The following is a 16932-nucleotide window of genomic DNA, read 5'->3' as shown; positions in this document are numbered from 1 at the left end:
TGGATCGACCGCGAAAGCGGTCGAGACGGGTGAGGGGAAGCCACAAGCACTGTCGCTAAGACCCCCTCATCCGACGCGGACTTCGTCCGCGCCACCTTCTCCCACAAGGGGAGAAGGAAAAAGAAAGAACTAGAACGCAGTGTAGCCGCCGTCGATCACGAACGTGTCCGCCGTATGATACGACGACGCGCCGCTCATCAGATACACCGCGATGCCGCCGAAATCCGAAGGCTCGCCGAACCGGCGCACGGGAATTCGCGGCATCACATTGGCGACGAACTTCTCGTTGGCCATCAGGCCTTGCGTCATGTCGCTCCTGATCCAGCCCGGCAGGATCGCGTTCGCCGTCACGCCCTGCCGCGCCAGTTCGACGGCCAGCGCGCGCACCAGCGCATTGATCGCGGCCTTGGTCGCGGCATAGTGCTCGTTGCGCGCGGTACCGAAGATAGAAGCGAGGCTCGACGTCGCCACCAGCCGGCCGAATTTGTCGCCGGCCTCGGCGCGCTCGGTCATATGCCGCGCGGTGGCCTGAAAGACATGAAACACGCCGTCGAGATTGGTGGCGAACATGGTGCGCCACTGCTCTTCGGTGCGATCGATGAAAGCGTGCCGCCCGCCGCCGCCGATCCCGGCATTGGCAAAGCAGCCATCGACGCGTCCGAACTTTTGCAGCGTGGCGGCCATCGCCGCCTTCACCGAGCCGGTGTCGGTGACGTCGCAGATCTGCGTATCGACCGTGCCAACGCAGCCCGCCATCGTCGCAGCGGCAGTCTCGTTCTTGGCCGCGTTGCGGCCCCAGATCGAGACGTTGCATCCGGCCGCAGCCAGAGCCTGCGCGATGCCGAGACCGATGCCGCCATTGCCGCCGGTCACCACCGCGACACGTCCTGTGAGATCGAAGATGCTCATCGGCGTTTCCTGTGCTGGCGCACGTTGGCCGTGCGTCCGTGTGAGATCAGATGTTCGCTGCAAGCATGGACAAGCGCCGTCAAAAAATCAAATATGCAGCGAGTAAACACTTCCACACCGCGGAATAACACGCGGATCAACAATCGAGGAAACCATGCAGTTCAAACACGCCACGCTCGACTTCGACGGCCACGTCGCGATCCTCACGCTCGACCATCAGGAGGTGATGAACGCCGTGTCCATGGATATGTTGGGCGGGCTCGGCGAGGCGCTGGACGAGATCGAGGAGCGCAAAGCCTCGGTGCGCTGTCTGGTGATTACCGGCGCCGGCCGTGCGTTCTGCACCGGCGCGAACCTGCAGGGCCGCAACAACAGCGTCACCAAGAAGAGCGGCGCCGGCGCTTCGCTGGAGATCGGCTTCCATCCGTTTCTGCGGCGGCTGCGCGGGTTGCATTGTCCGATCGTCACCGCGGTGAACGGTCCCGCCGCGGGTGCGGGCATGAGCTTTGCGATGATGGGCGATCTCATTCTCTGCGCGCGCTCGTCGTATTTTCTGCAGGCCTTCCGCCGCATCGGCCTGGTACCGGATTGCGGCTCGACCTGGATGCTGCCGCGGCTGATCGGCAAGGCGCGCGCGGTGGAGCTGTCGCTGCTCGGCGAGAAGCTGCCGGCCGAGAAGGCGCTGGAATGGGGCCTGATCAACCGCGTCCATGACGATGCCGTCCTGATGGCCGAGGCAATGAAGCTGGCGCATGAGTTGGCCAACGGCCCGACCATCGCGCTGTCGCAGATCCGCAAGCTGTATTGGGACAGCCCGGAGAATTCTTTCGAGGATCAGATCAATCTGGAGGTGCAGTCGCAGCGTATCGCAGGCGCCGCGGAGGATTTCAGGGAAGGCGTCAGCGCGTTTCTCGAGAAACGCCCGGCGAAGTTCACGGGGAAATAGCAGCGCGCTGTTGCTGGCGCTGCAGGAGATACACACGCGATGTCGTCCCGGCAAACGCCGGGACCCATTGCCTCTGTCCGTGCGGCTCACGCGCCAGAGGGCGACGCCTTGCTTCAATCACACATGACGATGGTTATGGGTCCCGGCGTTCGCCGGGACGACATCGAGTGTGGGGCGCGGTCTACGCGCCAACGCGGTCAGGGTGAAAGCTACTTGCCCTTCCAGTCCGGCGCGCGCTTCTCCGCAAACGCCTTCGGTCCCTCGATATAATCCTGCGACGCCACCATCGCCTTCACCGCCGGATAGTCGCGCTGCTCGGCGATCGCCTGTTCGAGCGATACGTTCGAGCCCTTTTGCATCACCTGCTTCGAGGCGCGGATCGACATCGGCGAGTTCTTGGCAATCGTCTCGGCCCAGCGGATTGCGGCCGTCAGCGCTTCGCCCTGCGGCACAACTTCATTGACGAAGCCGAGTTCGAAACCCTCCTGCGCCTTCACATGGCGGCCGGTGAGGATCATGCCCATCGCGCGCTTCAGGCCGATCTGGCGCGGCAGCCGGTGCAGGCCGCCGGCCATCGCGGCAAGGCCTACCTTCGGCTCCGGCAGCGCGAAGGTCGCGTTCTCCGATGCGATGATGAGGTCGCAGGACAACGCGACTTCGAAGCCGCCGCCCATCGCGACGCCATTGACGGCGGCGATGATAGGCTTGTCGCAATCGAACCGCGCGGTGAGGCCGGCGAAGCCCGAAGTATTCCAGCCGCGCTTGCCGCCGGCGGCCTGCCATTTCAGGTCGTTGCCGGCGCAGAACGCCTTGTCGCCGGCGCCGGTGACGATAGCCACCCACTGCTCGGGATCGCTGGCGAAATCGTTGAAGACGTCGTGCAACTCATTATGCGCGTCGGTGTGCAGCGCGTTGTACACTTCCGGCCGCGACAGCGTGACGATGGTGATCGGGCCCTGACGGGTCACGGTCGAGAATTGCAATGCCATCGACGTTTCCTCTTTTCATTGGGCAGAATTTGCGCGGCGCAGTTGCGCCGGGCGTGATGTGCCAACGTCACCTTAGCCGGGCGCCGAGCAAGATCAAGAACCCGCCCGGGCTGCCCGGAGCTAGAAGCAGCCCGGAATTTCGCCGGGTGCGCTGCACAGATGCATGGCGCCGGCGTCGCGTAATTCCTCGCGGCTGCCATAGCCGTACAGCACGCCGATGGTGCCGATGCCGTTATTGGCGGCGCCGATCATGTCGTGCATGCGATCGCCAATCATAATGGCCCGCTTGGGATCGCTGGCGGTTTCGTCGAGCGCATAGCGCAGCAGGTCGGTCTTATGGGCGCGGGTGCCGTCGAGCTCCGAGCCGAAAACGCGGCCGAAATACGAACGCAGGCCGAAATGGTCGATGATGCGGTCAGCGAACACGTGCGGCTTGCTGGTGGCGACGAACAATCGGCGGCCGGGCGCAGAAACGGCGCTGAGCGCATCCTCGATACCGTCATACAGCGTGTTTTCGAACAGTCCGACGTCGGAAAATCGTTCGCGATAAAATTCGACGGCGCGATGCGCGTCGGCGTCGCCGGTTCCCAACAAAGTCTTGAAGGCGGCGTGCAGCGGTGGGCCGATGCACCAGGTCAGTTCCTCCTGCGTCGGCACCGCGATGTCGAACCTGGCCAGCGCATACTGGATCGAGGTGGTGATGCCGATCTTCGGATCGGTCAGCGTGCCGTCGAGGTCGAAGAACACCGTGTCGACGGCGGGGGATGTCGGCGTGAACAGGCCCATCAGTTGGCGTAACGCGCGGTCAGATCGCGCGAGATCTTGGCGCCTTCCTCGATGTAGCGGCGGATGGCGATGCCGGCGGCCGGGGTGCAGGTCCGGTAGGTCTGCTGGAAGCCGTTATAGCCGCGGTTGAAGCTGTTGATCATGCGGGCGCGGCGCTCGCCCGTGGGCGTTTCGGCATCGACGAGCGCCTGCATCTCGTTGCGCCATTTGGCGCCTTCATTGTTGCCGCAGATGCCGCGCAGGTAATGCAGCGTGCCGAGGATCTCGGACAGCCGCGCCAGATCGCCATCGAAAGGCGCAGCCGCCTCCTGCGCCCGGGCGGAGCCCAGGGTCGCGACGATCAGCAGGGCGGCAAGGAACAGCTTGGGCATCGATCGATCCAGGAACCCGGCTGATATGCCTTTTCGGCGCGAACGAAGCAAGGCGGAGGGGCGGTGTGTCAGGCTTTCGCCAGCACGCGCGCCGCATCGACGATGTCCTGCAGGCCGGGCGTCAGCTGGCGGGACCCCAGCGCATCCGGCGGCAGCCAGGCGAAATCGTCGCATTCGCCGTTCAGGACCGGCTCCCCGGCCACCCAGCGCGCGGCAAACGACATCACCACGTAGTGCTTGCCGGCCCCGGAGACGGCGGGGAGCACCTCACGCCAGCCGGCAAGTCCCAAAATCTCGATCTCAAGACCGGTCTCTTCCATGACCTCCCGCGCCAGCGCGATGTGCAGCGGCTCGCCGAATTCGACACGGCCGCCGGGCACCGACCATGAACCCTTCGCGGGCGGATGGGCACGCTGGATGAGCAGCACGCGGCCATCACGGAAAATCGAGGCCGAAACGGCAAGCTGCGGACGAATCGGGGAGTCGGACGTCATGACGTCGCGTCGGCCATGATGTCGTCGACGCTGGATTCCACATCGTGACCATTGATGACGCCGCCGGCGACGCCGACCAGCGGCTTGACCCACTCGGCGGCCTGTTCGGCCAGTTTGGCGCGGGTCCTGTCCTGCTGCACCTCGCGCATGGCATCGCTTACCGCGGTGAGGATCGAGGTCATGGTCGCGACCACGGTGTCGAATTCGGCGCGCACTTCGGGCCTGGCCGATTCATAGGCGGCGATCGCCAGATCGCGCGCCTTGAAGTTCGATTTGATGAAGTGTTCAGCGTAGGACAAAGGCTGCCATTCCAGAAACAGCTCGTAGCAGTCCGGCATATCCGGGATCAACTCGAGCAGCATGATGGCTTCGTTGAAGTGGTTCAGATAGTCGGTAGCCAGGCCCGTGCGCGGGTTGATGTTGGCCGCCGACAGCTCCGCCGCCGATGCAATCGGAACTGCATCGTCATTTCCCGAATTCTGGCGATCCTGCTGCGCCGGTTTGATGGCCGTCATGGTCATGTTTCGCACTGTTGGCATTTCAGGTTAAAACCGGCTGAAGACATCAGGTGTGGGACGCAAATGTGCGGGCGATTTGTTATCACAACGGCGCCGGAAGCGCTTCGGCAGGTATTTGGCTATGTCGAGCAGCCAAATTTTCCGGCGCGTTACAATGTGGCACCCACCAAACCTGTTCCCGTCGTCATCCTGGAAAATGGCGCGCGGCATTTTCGGCTGATGCGCTGGGGCTTGCTGCCGTCCTGGGTCAAGGATCCCCGCCAGTTTACGCTATTGATCAACGCCCGCGCCGAGACCGTGCAGGAGAAGCCCGCCTTCAGGAATGCGATCCGGCGGCGTCGCTGCCTTGTGCCCGCTGACGGCTATTATGAGTGGCACACCTCCGATGGCCGCAAGCAGCCGTATTTCATCCATCCGCGCGCCCGCGGACCGATCGGCTTTGCCGGTCTTGCGGAAACCTGGATGGGACCGAATGGCGAAGAACTCGACACCGTCGCTATCATCACCGCGGCGGCGAGCACCGGCATGTCGGTGCTGCACCATCGCGTTCCGGTGACCATCGCGCCGGATGATTTTGCGCAATGGCTGGATTGCAGCGCCGACAATGCGACGGATGTGATGACGCTGCTGCGCGCGCCGGAGGATGGCGCGTTCGTGTGGCATCCGGTCTCCACCGCGGTGAACAAGCCCGCCAATGATGATGCGCAACTGATCCTGCCGATCTCCGCGGAAGAAATGGCCGCTGCCGACAGCCTGAAGCCGGCGAAGAAAACGGCCGCTCGAAAAGTGGCGGCCGCGGCGGGCGATGGCGGGCAGGGCTCGCTTTTTTAAGTTCGCAGGCGCGTGTATAGGCGACGTTTTCGTTGACCGGATGTTTACCAGTTTCGTGGACGCGCGGTTTACCACGCCGCACGATTGCGGCTCGCACGCGCAGACGCCGCTTGCCTGTGTCGCGGCGGTATCGCGGATTAACTCCGCGGCAACTTTGATTCCGTACTAACGAAACAGATCGAAATGTACGGAAGTGCAGATCAATCCAGTTTTGTAAGCGTTGCGTAGGCGTATCATGTCAGTAATGCGTAACCGGCCGAAGGGCGCGCCCATTGCGCTCTTCGGTCTCGGCCTCTGCTTCTTTGCAGTGTTCCCGACCGAGGTGGGCTACCAGGATATCGCTTCGTTGCTGGCGCGCCAGCCGGGAGTTGCCGAGCGCTGGCAGAAGCGCGTGGTTGCCTCCGCCGTGAGTTCGATCCAGGTCGCGACCTTCTCATTCGGCCGTCCGATCGGCACCTCGTCGCGCAATCCCACCTTCCAGCTCGCCCGTTTCGAAACCTCGGGCGACGACATCACCGGGGCGCTGACGCGCAATCCGCTGGTGCAGGCGCCGCGCCGCTACGAAGCCGCCGATTTCCCGACCGTCGATCGCACGCTGAAGGGCGATCGCCTCGCGCTGCATACGCCGAATCCGGCGATGTCCGGCGAACAGCCGGCGACTGGCCATTCGCTCGACGACAATGTTTCGGTGCGTGGCGCGAAGACCGTGGATGCGTCGCCGGCAGACAGCGCGCCGCTCGATCCCGAACTCGCCGAAGCGCTGCAGGCGCCGCCGTTGCAGCAGTATGATGCTTCGCTCGAAACCCAGCCGGTCTCCGATCCTCGCCTGGTGCCGGACACCGCTGTCATCGCCGTCGTCCCCGCGCCGCCGAAAGATGGCTTCTCGGTCAAGACCGCCAGCCTGTTCTTCGGCCGTTCGTCGCTCGGCGCCGCCGGCAGCGCGCTGGAGAGATGGCAGCCCGGCGAAGAGCCGATGATCGTGATGCCGGCGCCGTCGGCGCGCGATCCCGACATGAAGACCGGGGCGCAGCTCCCGGCTGCCGCCGATCCCGCCAAGGGCGGCGAGAGCGTCGCCGGGAAGGGTGAGGTCAACGCCGTGACCCACGTCAAGACGCCGGCCGAACGGCTCGGCCTGTTCGACGACAAGGCCCGCGCCAGGCAGGAGAAGTGCCTGACGGAGGCGATCTATTTCGAAGCCCGCGGCGAGGCGGTGCGTGGCCAGATGGCGGTGGCGCAGGTGGTGTTGAACCGCGCGTTCTCCGGCTTCTATCCGACCACCGTGTGCGGCGTCGTGTATCAGAACAAGCACCGCAAGCTGGCCTGCCAGTTCACCTTCGCCTGCGACGGCATTCCCGACGTGGTCAAGGAACCCGACATGTACGAGCGCGCCCGCAAGATCGCCAAGGCGACGCTCGACGGTCGTATCTGGCTGCCGGAAGTGGCGAAATCGACGCATTATCATGCGTATTGGGTGCATCCGTCCTGGGTGCACGAAATGAAGAAAATGTACCGCACCGGCGTTCACACCTTCTATCGCCCACGCAACTGGGGCGACGGCCGCGAGGCGCCAAGCTGGGGTACCGCCGCGCAGACCGCGGAAATATCCGCCAAGCTGGCCGTGCTGAAGCCGTAAGGGCACCGACAATCCACGCTCTTTCTTCCTTCTCCCCTTGTGGGAGAAGGTGGCACGGCCGAAGGCCGTGACGGATGAGGGGGCGTTGGCGACAGTGCACGTGGCACCCCCTCACCCGTCTTCGCTTCGCGAAGCCACCCTCTCCCACAAGGGGAGAGGGAAGAAAGAGCGCGCCGCTCACCAGCCATGCAGCATGTCCGGCCGCCTGCTGTGGTGTTTGCCGCCATCGCGCGGCATATTGCAACAAAGCAACATCATCATTCAGGGAGCGGCGCGTTGGGCATGTTCAAGGCAATCCGGATCGACAAGGCCGACAAGGGCACCTCGGTGGCGCTGACGCAGTTCGACGAGGCCGAACTGATGGAGGGCGACGTGACAGTGCGCGTCGAGTGGTCGACGGTGAATTACAAGGACGGCCTCGCCGTCACCGGCAAGGCGCCGGTGGTGCGGCGGTTTCCGATGATCGCCGGCATCGACTTCGCCGGCACTGTGGAGAGCTCCAGCCATGCCGGCTGGAAGCCTGGCGACAAGGTGATCTGCAACGGCTGGGGGATGGGCGAGACCCATCTGGGCGCCTATGCCGAGAAGGCGCGGGTCAAGGGCGACTGGCTGGTGCGGCTGCCGGACGGCATGACGACGCGTGACGCGATGGCGATCGGCACCGCCGGCTATACCGCGATGCTGTCGGTGCTGGCGCTGGAGAAGCACGGGCTGACGCCCGCTGACGGCCCGGTGGTGGTGACGGGGGCCGCCGGCGGCGTCGGCTCGGTCGCGATCGCGGTGCTGTCGAAGCTCGGCTACCACGTCATCGCGTCGACCGGTCGCACCGCGGAGGAGGGCTACCTCAAGGGGCTGGGGGCCGCGGAAATCATCGACCGCGCCGAACTGTCCGGCCCCGCCAAGCCGCTGGCCAAGGAGCGCTGGGCGGGCGGCATCGACAGCGTCGGCTCGACCACGCTGGCGAACCTGCTGTCGATGACGAAATATCGCGGCGCCATCGCCGCCTGCGGCCTCGCCGCTGGCATGGACCTGCCGTCCTCCGTCGCGCCGTTCATTTTACGCGGCGTGTGTCTTCTCGGCATCGATAGCGTGATGTGCCCGATCGAGTTGCGCAAACAGGCCTGGGCGCGGCTGGCGACGGATCTGGATTCTGCAAAACTCGCTGAAATTACTCAGGAAATCGATCTCGACGGCGTCGTCGACGCCGGTGCCCGGGTGCTGGCGGGCCAGGTCCGCGGTCGAATCGTGGTAAAGATTTCCTGAGCGCGTTCAGACTTTACCAACGTCCGTGCTCCATTGTTGCCACGGTTGGTATGGTAAGCAGCGGGTAAAGGCGTCTGGCGGTCATCCGCGCTCAGTTGGTCGGAGTATCCTATGGTTGCGCGTTTCTTGTTGGGAGCCGTGTTTGCCGCATTCGTCGCGATGCCGGCAATGGCTGGCTCGATGACGGCGGATGAAGCCCGCAAATTCGTCGCCGGAAAGGTATTTGCCTTTACCTGTTTCGACGGCACCCGCGGCGCCGGCCGCGTGTTCGACGATGGCGGCGCGGCAGGCGCCGTCCAGTTTTCGGGCTCCGGCCCCTCGCGCAACATGCGGCTGCCCGGCAATACGCTGCAGGTGCGCGGCCAGGCGATCTGCGCCTCGATCAAGGGCCTGCCGTTCGAGCCCTGCTTCAATCTCGTCAAGAACGATGAGCGCAGCTTCCGCGGTGCCGTCTCCGGCATGGGCTTCGCCTATTGCGACTTCCGCCACCAAGGCGGCCAGATGCTGATGGCCCGCGCCATCGCCCGCCCGCGCTCGCTGCGCGCGCCCGACGCGCCGCGCACCGCTGATGCCGGCGCCTCAGCCGGTGAGACCGTCACCCGCGTCGCCACCCCGCGCGTCGAGATCGGCAAGATCGAATCGATCCCGACCGGCTCGGTGAAGCCGGATGCGGCCCGGGCCGAAGGCGCCTCCGAACTGCGCAAGTCGACGGACTGACGATTACCGCTGCCATCATAGGGTGGGCAAAGCGACGTGGCGCGCAGCGCGACGGCGCGTGTCCACCATTGCCCGCGTGCAAGGTGTAGGCACGGCGCATCCGCCTTCGCCCACCCCACGATTTGCCGCATATCGATTGCACTTCGATGTAGCCCGGATGAAGTCGGCGCGAGCAAAGCGCGCGGCGACGCAATCCGGGGACAGCGTGCATGAGGATGTGCCGGCCCAGGATTGTCATCCGGGCTACACGCACCTGTGAACCCGCCATGGCCACCTGTCGATTGCAGCCTAATCGATAGCATCCTATCTAATTCGGCATGGTGCATTCGCAAACCCATATCCAGGCGGAACTCGGACTGCTGGTCGCGCGGCTGGCGCGGGTGTGGCGGCGGCGCGCCGACCAGGCGCTGCGCGCGCATGGGCTGTCGGAGGCCACCGCCCATCCGCTGCTGATCCTGTCGCGTCATGGTACTTGCGTGCGCCAGGGCGTGCTCGCCGACGAGATGGGCCTGGAAGGGCCGTCGGTGGTCAGGCTTATCGATCTGCTGGCCGCCGAGGGCCTGGTCGAGCGCCGCGAAGACCCGACCGACCGCCGCGCCAAAATGCTGCATCTGACGGCGCTGGGCGCTGCCAAGGCCGACGAGGTCCAGCGGGTGATGCGCCGCGTCCGCAGTGCGTTGATGAAGGGCGTCTCGCCCGACGAACTCAACGTTACCTTCGATGTTCTGCGCCGGATCGAACGATCTGCCAACGACGCCGTTGACGCAACAGGGGAGACGGAAGCTCGATCATGACCGCCACTCGTCCGTCCTTCCTGGTCCGTCACGCCGACATCATCTTCTCGCTGAAGACCTTTCTGGCGGCCGTGATGGCGCTGCTGTTCGCGTTGGCGATGGACCTGCCGCGACCGTATTGGGCGCTGGCCACGGTCTACATCGCCTCGCAACCGCTGGCCGGCGCGACGCGCTCGAAAGCCTTCTTCCGCGTAGCCGGAACGCTGATCGGCGCCTGCGCCAGCGTCGTTCTGGTACCCAATCTCGTCAATTCGCCGGAGCTGCTGAGTCTCGGCCTCGCTTTGTGGGTCGGGCTCTGCCTCTACATCTCGCTGCTCGACAAGACGCCGCGCGGCTACATGTTCATGCTGGCCGGCTATACCGCGGCGCTGATCGGCTTTCCCTCGGTGTCGGAGCCGTCTTTGATCTTCGATACCGCGGTGTCGCGCAGCGAGGAGATCATCTTAGGCATTCTCTGCGCCAGTATCGTTTCGACCATCGTGTTGCCGCGCAGCGTAGGTCCCGCGGTGTCGGCGCAGGTCGATAGCTGGCTCGCCCGGGCGCGGAAGGTCAGCCAGCAGGTCCTTGCCGGCCACGGCACCGACCAGGCGACGCGCGAGCTGCGGCTCAAGCTCGCCGCCGACATCGTCGATCTCGACATGCTGTCCTACCATCTCGCCTATGATCGCAACGTCAGCCGCGACACGCCACGCTGGCTGCGCGCGCTGCGGCTGCGCATGCTGACGCTGCTGCCGCTGTTGTCCTCGATCGCCGATCGCCTCGCCGCGCTCGGCGAGGATGCGCGCACCAGCCAGCCGAAGCTGATGGCGCTGGTCGACGATCTGTCGCGCTGGATCGGCAGCGGCATGGAACGCGATCCAGCGGATGAGCTGCGCGCCACGATCTCGGCGCAACTGCCGGTGCTGCATGGCGGGTCGTCGTGGAACGAGATCATGATCGTCAGCCTGTTGATGCGGATGCGCGAATTGGTCGACATCTCGCAGGATTGCCGCGCGCTGAGCCAGGCGATCGCGAGAGGTGGCCGGCCGGACGGCGCGAGATTGATGTTCCGGCCCGAGGCCGGCGTCGCGCCGGTGCGCCATGTCGATCACGGCATGGCGCTGTGGTCGGCGGGTGGCGCGATCCTCGCGATTCTCATGTGCTGCGCGTTCTGGATATTGACCGGCTGGGCGGACGGCGCCTCGGCGCCGATGATGGCTGCGGTCGGCTGCTCCTTCTTCGCGCAGATGGACGATCCTTCGGTCGGCCTGCGCAATTTCGCCAAATGGACGCTGGTCAGCATGATCATCGTCGCGCTCTATCTGTTTGCGATCCTGCCGGGGATCAGCAATGTCGAAGTGTTGCTGGTCGCGCTGGCGCCGCCGTTCCTGCTGTTCGGCCTCCTGATCGCGCGGCCTTCGACCTTCTTCATCGGCATGATTCTCGCCGCGAACACGGCCAGCCTGATGGCGCTGCAGGCGACCTACAGCGCCGATTTTGCCTCGTTCGCCAATGGCGGCCTGACCTTCTTCGTCGGCACCGAGATATCGACCATCACCATTCTGCTGGCGCGCTCGGTCGGCGCCGAGTGGAGCGTGCGTCGTCTGATGCGCAAGGGGTGGACCGCGCTGGCCTTTGCCGCCGAAAGTCGCGGCAACCGTGATCGCGCGGCGTTTGCCGGTTTGATGCTGAACCGGATCGGCCTCCTGGCGCCGCGCCTTGCTGCGATGCCCGACAGTAAACTCAGCCAGATCGACAGTCTCCGCGAATTGCGCGTCGGTCTCAATATCGTCGATCTGCGCCGCGCGAGGCACCACCTGTCGCCGGCGACGCTGGCTGCCATCGACGCCATGCTCGATGAACTCGCCGCCGATTTCCGCCGCTACGAGGGCGGCGCGATGCCCGGGGCGCTGCTGACGCGGATCGATCACGCGCTGGCCGAGGCCATGACCGAGACCCGCGACGACGCACGCGGCGATGCGCTGATCGGCCTCGTCGGCATACGTCGCGGGTTGTTTCCTGACGCCGCGGCCTATCGGCCGGAGCACCTTTCCAACGCCGGGAGTGTCGCGGCATGAGATTCGAGATCGATCTGTTCGGGATACTCGTGCCGGCGCTGCTGCTGTGGCTGATCCTCACCTATCTGATCGGCGCGCTGCTGCGGCCGCTGATGGTCCGCGGCGGGCTGTATAATTACGTCTGGCACCCCGCGCTGTTCGACCTTGCCCTTTTCGTCTGCCTGTTGGGCGGCGTTGTCTATCTTTCGTCGGGATTGCTGCCATGAAGAATACTGTCGGGTTCGTTCGCCGCTTTGCCGTCACCCTGCTGATGGTGGCCGCCGCCGTCGCGGTCGGCCGCTATCTCTGGGTCTACTACATGGACGCGCCGTGGACGCGCGACGGACGCGTGCGCGCCGACGTCGTCACCGTGGCGCCGGATGTTTCGGGCTTCGTCACCGAAATCGTGGTGAAGGACAATCAGAAGGTGACGCGTGGCGATGTCATCTTCCGGATCGACCGCGAGCGCTTCAGGCTGGCACTGCAGCAGACCGAGGCCGTCGTGGCGGGCCGGCGGGCCAGTCTCGAACAGGCCGAACTCGACCTCAAGCGCTATCGCGACCTGAGCCCGGCGGCGGTGACGCAGCAGAAACAGGAACAGGTGCAGGCGACACAGCTCTTGGCCAAGGCGTCGCTGGATCAGGCGGTTGCAGACCAGGCGATCGCGCAGCTCAACCTCGATCGCAGCGAGGTGCACGCACCGGTCAACGGCCAGATCTCCAACATGGATCTGCGGCCCGGCACCTATGTCAGCGCCGGCAAGGGCGTGATGGCGCTGGTCGATACCGACAGCCTGCATGTCGAAGGCTATTTCGAAGAGACCAAGCTGTCGCGCATCCATGTCGGCGACGCCGTCAACATCCAGCTGATGGGCGATTCCCGGCGGTTGACGGGGCGCGTCGAAAGCGTCGCCGCCGGCATCGAGGATCGCGACCGTAGCGAGGGCAGCAATCTGCTCGCCAATGTGACTCCGACCTTCAGCTGGGTGCGCCTCGCCCAGCGCGTCCCCGTCCGCATCGCGCTCGACCCGCTGCCGCCAGGCACGGCGCTGGTGGCGGGGCGCACGGCGACGGTGGAGATCGTGGCGAAGGATGGGACGAGTGTGGCGAAGGCGTTCTGAGCGCTTCTGTTTAGCTCCGACAACGCTTCAAACACTGTGTCGTCCGCGCGAAAGCGGGGACCCATACACGCCTAGCTATCGGTGGTGCGCGATCGAATTAGCTCTGCGAGCTATTGTGCTCCGATTGAGGTTCTTTACCCTCCCCCTCAAAAGGGGAGGGTAAGGAAACTACACTTTACGCCCCAGTCTCTTCGCCAGATAGTCCAGCAGCACTTCGACGCGTGCCGGGCGCGGGCCGCCGGGCGGGGTGACCAGATACACGCCGCTGGCCGATTGCGACCAGTCGGTAAGTACCGCTTCCAGCTCGCCGGACGCCAGCGCCTCGCCGCAGATGAATTCCGGCAGGTCAGCAATCCCCAGCCCGGCCAGCAGCGCCGGCAGTACCGCCTCGCCATTATTGGCCCGCAGCGGGCCGGCCGGCCGCACGCTGGCGGTCCCGCCGGCGGCATTGCTGAAATGCCAGACGCCGGGTGTCGAGAGATAGGTGTAGCCGAGGCAGGCGTGATCGGCGAGATGCATCGGGTGGGTCGGCCGGCCGTGCTTTTCAAAGTACGCAGGCGAAGCCACGACATGGCGCGGCATGTCGCACAGCCGCCGGGCGAGCAGCGAGGAGTCGGGCAGGGTGGCGATCCGGATCGCAGCGTCAAACCCTTCGCCGATCAGGTCGACGGTGGCGTCACTGAGGCTGAGGTCGATGGACACCTCGGGATAGGTCGCCAGAAATTCCGGCAGCAGCGGCGCCAGCGTCTTGGTGCCGAAGGTCATCGGCACCGCGAGCCGTACCAGCCCACGCGGCGTCGCCGATTGCGCCAGCGCCTCGCTCTCGGCGAGCTCGCCATCCACCAATAGCTGCGACGCCCGCAGCGCCAGCGTGCGCCCCGCATCGGTCAGCGCGATCCGCCGCGAGGTGCGGTTGAACAGCCGTGCGCCCAGCCGCTCCTCAAGCCGGCTGACGGCCTTGGAGACGGTCGCGGTGGATAGGCCGAGGGTCCGCCGCAGTGGCCGCAAAGGAACGCAGCTCGACAACCTTGGCGAAAATGGCCAGGGCCTCGAAATCGGGAAGCTTTGCCATCAAAACCCTGAACGATGAGTTTCTATCATTTCTATTTATGCACGTTTTGAGCGGGCCTATCTAGGGTGACGTTTCACCGGAGACCTCGTCATGATCAAGCTTCGACCCTTTAATGAACTCGGAGCCGCCGATCACGGCTGGCTCAAGGCCAAACATCATTTCTCGTTCGGCAGCTACCGCGACCCCGCGAATTCCGGCATCGGCAATCTGGTCGTCTGGAACGACGACGAGATCCATCCCGACACCGGATTCCCGGCGCACCCGCACGCCAATATGGAAATCATCACCTATGTCCGCGAGGGCGCCATCACCCATCAGGACAGCCTCGGCAACAAGGGCCGCACCGAGGCCGGCGACGTCCAGGTGATGAGTGCCGGCTCCGGCATCCGCCATTCCGAATATAATCTGGAGCCGGGCACTACCAAGATTTTCCAGATCTGGATCGAGCCCAAGGTCGAGGGCGGCCAGCCATGCTGGGGCGCCAAGCCGTTTCCGAAAGCCGATCGCTCCGGCAGCTTTGTCACCATCGCCAGCGGCTTCGCGGCCGATACCGCGGCGCTGCCGATCCGGGCCGATGCAAGGGTGATGGCGACCTCGCTGAAATCGGGTGAGACCGTGCCCTATGCGCTCGACGCCGCACGCAATGGCTATCTGGTGCCGGCCACGGGCTCCGTCGAGATCAACGGTGTTTTCGTCAATACACGCGACGGCGTCGCAATCCACGATGAAGCCAACGTCACCATTACCGCGCTGGAAGATTTCGAACTCGTGCTGGTCGATGCGGCCTGACGACGAACCCGTCCTCCAACCGATCCAACCCCGAAGGAGCCCACCATGACCAAAGTTCTCGTTCTTTACTACTCCGCCTATGGCCACATCGAGACGATGGCGAATGCCGTCGCCGAGGGTGCCCGCGAAGCCGGCGCCACCGTCGATATCAAGCGGGTGCCCGAGCTGGTGCCGGCCGAGGTCGCCAAGGCGTCCTATTACAAGATGGATCAGGCCGCCCCGATCGCTACCATCGATGATCTCGCGAATTACGACGCCATCATCGTCGGCACCGGCACAAGGTTCGGCCGCATGGCCTCGCAGATGGCCAACTTCCTCGACCAGGCCGGCGGGTTGTGGGCGAAGGGTGCGCTGCACGGCAAGGTCGGCGGCGCCTTCACCTCGACCGCTACTCAGCATGGCGGCCAGGAGACCACTTTGTTCTCGATCATCACCAACCTGCTGCATTTCGGCATGACCATCGTCGGCTTGAATTACGGCTTCCAGGGCCAGATGAAGCTCGACGAAGTCACTGGCGGCTCGCCCTACGGCGCGACCACGATCTCGGCTGGCGACGGCAGCCGCCAGCCCAGCGAGAATGAACTCGCCGGTGCCCGCTATCAGGGCCGTGTGATCGCCGAGACCGCCAAGAAGCTGCATGGCTGATGCGTGAACGGGGCGGCATTCCGGTTTCCGGATGCCGCCCCTTATACGCCTGGATTCAAGGACATCCCGCCATGCTTGACATGTATCTGATCTACCAGATGGCCCGACGGCCGATCCACGCCATGGCGCGCCAATGGGTGTGTCGCGGCCTGCACCGCGTCACCACGGGCGAGTACCGCTGTCCGGAATGCGGTCCGCGCTGATCTGCATTTGATTTTTGCGCGCTGCGGCAGCATGCTTGCCGGATGTCCGACACGCCCCGCATCGCTGCCTTGATCTACGACGAAAGCCAGGATCCCGACGCGCTGCTGCGCGGCTTTGCGGCCGATCTCAACGGCCGCGGAATGCGTGCTGTCGGTCTGGTGCAGCTTGGCGATCCGCTGGCAGATCCGCCGCAGCTCTCGGCGCTGCTGCTGCACAGCAACGAGACGATGCGGCTGTTTCAGGATCTCGGCCGCGGCTCCACCGGCTGCAAGCTCGACGTCGGACAGTTGCTGGCTGCCGGCACTCTGGTAGCGAAAGCGATCGACGACGGCGCCGACCTTGTCATCATCAACCGCTTCGGCCGCCAGGAAATCGAAGGCAAGGGCCTGTCCTACCTGATCGAGCGCGCGCTGAGCGCAGAGATCCCGGTCGTCATCGCCGTGCCCGACGCGCGACTGGCGGCCTGGAAAATGTTCTCCGACGGCATGGCCGTCCAACTCACCTGTGACCGTCCGGCGCTTGATGGCTGGTGGAGCACGGTTGCGGCCGATGCCGAGCCCGCGCTGTCGGCCTGAGCTCCGCATCCTGCACGCTCGACTTTAGTTTGGCAGCGGTTGCATCGACACCGCTTGCCCGCCCTGCGGGCCGGTGCTAGATGTCCGGTCATCGTACAACTTTGCGGCGTTGTGCGTGGCCGGGTTGCCGGTGGACGAAGGCTGCGGGCGCTCCTACACTGTTGCTGCTAAACTTGTTCTGATCGACCCCGAACGGGGCGAGAATGTCACCGGCCAACGCGCCGGAATCGGGAAATTCAC

Annotated in this window: 19 protein-coding genes and 1 pseudogene; 13 read left to right on the top strand and 7 right to left on the bottom strand. The window is 64.9% G+C overall.

The annotated features are described in order from the left end of the window. Nucleotides 1-129 precede the first annotated feature (129 nt). On the bottom strand, nt 130-909 hold the full coding sequence (locus FNL56_RS24225; protein WP_143575385.1) for an SDR family NAD(P)-dependent oxidoreductase: 780 nt from the start codon (nt 907-909) through the stop codon (nt 130-132). Between the two features lie 154 nt (nt 910-1063). Between FNL56_RS24225 and FNL56_RS24220 the strand changes: the two genes are divergently transcribed. After that, complete coding sequence (locus FNL56_RS24220; protein ID WP_143575383.1) at nt 1064-1855, top strand: enoyl-CoA hydratase/isomerase; 792 nt, start codon at nt 1064-1066, stop codon at nt 1853-1855. A gap of 209 nt (nt 1856-2064) precedes the next feature. Here FNL56_RS24220 and FNL56_RS24215 read toward each other — a convergent pair whose 3' ends face one another. The 5 genes from FNL56_RS24215 to FNL56_RS24195 form a co-directional block, all read right to left on the bottom strand. After that, complete coding sequence (locus FNL56_RS24215; protein ID WP_143575380.1) at nt 2065-2844, bottom strand: enoyl-CoA hydratase-related protein; 780 nt, start codon at nt 2842-2844, stop codon at nt 2065-2067. 120 nt (nt 2845-2964) lie between these two features. Then, the gene (locus FNL56_RS24210) at nt 2965-3630 is read right to left on the bottom strand and encodes an HAD family hydrolase (RefSeq protein ID WP_143575379.1); all 666 of its coding nucleotides are present in this window, start codon (nt 3628-3630) and stop codon (nt 2965-2967) included. After that, nucleotides 3630-4001: a TIGR02301 family protein gene (locus FNL56_RS24205; RefSeq protein WP_143575378.1), complete on the bottom strand. Its 372-nt coding sequence runs from the start codon at nt 3999-4001 to the stop codon at nt 3630-3632. Before FNL56_RS24205 ends, FNL56_RS24210 begins: the two co-directional genes overlap by 1 nt. Nucleotides 4002-4069: 68 nt before the next feature. After that, nucleotides 4070-4495, bottom strand: a complete 426-nt coding sequence (locus tag FNL56_RS24200) for an NUDIX hydrolase (RefSeq protein WP_143575377.1) — start codon at nt 4493-4495, stop codon at nt 4070-4072. Beyond that, nucleotides 4492-5016: a hypothetical protein gene (locus tag FNL56_RS24195; RefSeq protein ID WP_143575376.1), complete on the bottom strand. Its 525-nt coding sequence runs from the start codon at nt 5014-5016 to the stop codon at nt 4492-4494. Before FNL56_RS24195 ends, FNL56_RS24200 begins: the two co-directional genes overlap by 4 nt. A 60-nt stretch (nt 5017-5076) precedes the next feature. Between FNL56_RS24195 and FNL56_RS24190 the strand changes: the two genes are divergently transcribed. From FNL56_RS24190 to FNL56_RS24155, 8 genes are all read left to right on the top strand, one after another. Continuing rightward, on the top strand, nt 5077-5844 hold the full coding sequence (locus FNL56_RS24190) for an SOS response-associated peptidase (protein WP_143582419.1): 768 nt from the start codon (nt 5077-5079) through the stop codon (nt 5842-5844). 235 nt (nt 5845-6079) lie between these two features. After that, nucleotides 6080-7477 carry a cell wall hydrolase gene (locus FNL56_RS24185; protein WP_143578343.1) on the top strand — a complete coding sequence of 466 codons (1398 nt, stop codon included), beginning with the start codon at nt 6080-6082 and terminating at the stop codon, nt 7475-7477. Nucleotides 7478-7753: 276 nt separating this feature from the next. Next, the gene (acuI, locus tag FNL56_RS24180) at nt 7754-8740 is read left to right on the top strand and encodes an acrylyl-CoA reductase (NADPH) (RefSeq protein ID WP_143575373.1); all 987 of its coding nucleotides are present in this window, start codon (nt 7754-7756) and stop codon (nt 8738-8740) included. Between the two features lie 111 nt (nt 8741-8851). Continuing rightward, nucleotides 8852-9457 carry a hypothetical protein gene (locus FNL56_RS24175; protein WP_143575372.1) on the top strand — a complete coding sequence of 202 codons (606 nt, stop codon included), beginning with the start codon at nt 8852-8854 and terminating at the stop codon, nt 9455-9457. 317 nt (nt 9458-9774) lie between these two features. Then, nucleotides 9775-10251 (top strand): MarR family winged helix-turn-helix transcriptional regulator, encoded by a 477-nt coding sequence (locus FNL56_RS24170; protein WP_143575371.1) that lies wholly within the window; start codon nt 9775-9777, stop codon nt 10249-10251. Then, nucleotides 10248-12308, top strand: coding sequence for an FUSC family protein (locus FNL56_RS24165; RefSeq protein ID WP_143575370.1), 2061 nt, complete (start codon nt 10248-10250; stop codon nt 12306-12308). Before FNL56_RS24170 ends, FNL56_RS24165 begins: the two co-directional genes overlap by 4 nt. After that, a complete protein-coding gene (locus FNL56_RS24160) occupies nt 12305-12514 on the top strand; it encodes a DUF1656 domain-containing protein (RefSeq protein ID WP_143575369.1) in 210 nt (69 codons plus the stop codon). Before FNL56_RS24165 ends, FNL56_RS24160 begins: the two co-directional genes overlap by 4 nt. Next, nucleotides 12511-13407, top strand: a complete 897-nt coding sequence (locus FNL56_RS24155; RefSeq protein WP_143575368.1) for an efflux RND transporter periplasmic adaptor subunit — start codon at nt 12511-12513, stop codon at nt 13405-13407. The genes FNL56_RS24160 and FNL56_RS24155 overlap by 4 nt, the downstream gene beginning before the upstream one ends. A 168-nt stretch (nt 13408-13575) precedes the next feature. On the opposite strand, the pseudogene FNL56_RS24150 reads toward FNL56_RS24155, so the two are convergent. Beyond that, a pseudogene (locus tag FNL56_RS24150) lies at nt 13576-14479 on the bottom strand (LysR substrate-binding domain-containing protein). Nucleotides 14480-14569: 90 nt separating this feature from the next. Between FNL56_RS24150 and FNL56_RS24145 the strand changes: the two are divergent. The 4 genes from FNL56_RS24145 (at nt 14570) to FNL56_RS24135 (ending at nt 16692) form a co-directional block, all read left to right on the top strand. Beyond that, complete coding sequence (locus FNL56_RS24145) at nt 14570-15268, top strand: pirin family protein (protein WP_143578342.1); 699 nt, start codon at nt 14570-14572, stop codon at nt 15266-15268. 45 nt (nt 15269-15313) lie between these two features. Beyond that, on the top strand, nt 15314-15913 hold the full coding sequence (gene wrbA / locus FNL56_RS24140) for an NAD(P)H:quinone oxidoreductase (RefSeq protein ID WP_143575365.1): 600 nt from the start codon (nt 15314-15316) through the stop codon (nt 15911-15913). A gap of 71 nt (nt 15914-15984) precedes the next feature. After that, a complete protein-coding gene (locus FNL56_RS28665) occupies nt 15985-16116 on the top strand; it encodes a hypothetical protein (protein ID WP_256365913.1) in 132 nt (43 codons plus the stop codon). A 42-nt stretch (nt 16117-16158) separates the two neighbouring features. Continuing rightward, complete coding sequence (locus tag FNL56_RS24135; protein ID WP_143575364.1) at nt 16159-16692, top strand: DUF2478 domain-containing protein; 534 nt, start codon at nt 16159-16161, stop codon at nt 16690-16692. The last annotated feature ends 240 nt before the right edge of the window (nt 16693-16932 follow it).

This window comes from Tardiphaga sp. vice304 (assembly GCF_007018905.1).
In the GTDB taxonomy this organism is placed as follows: domain Bacteria; phylum Pseudomonadota; class Alphaproteobacteria; order Rhizobiales; family Xanthobacteraceae; genus Tardiphaga.
This window is presented reverse-complemented; position numbering and strand designations above follow the sequence as displayed.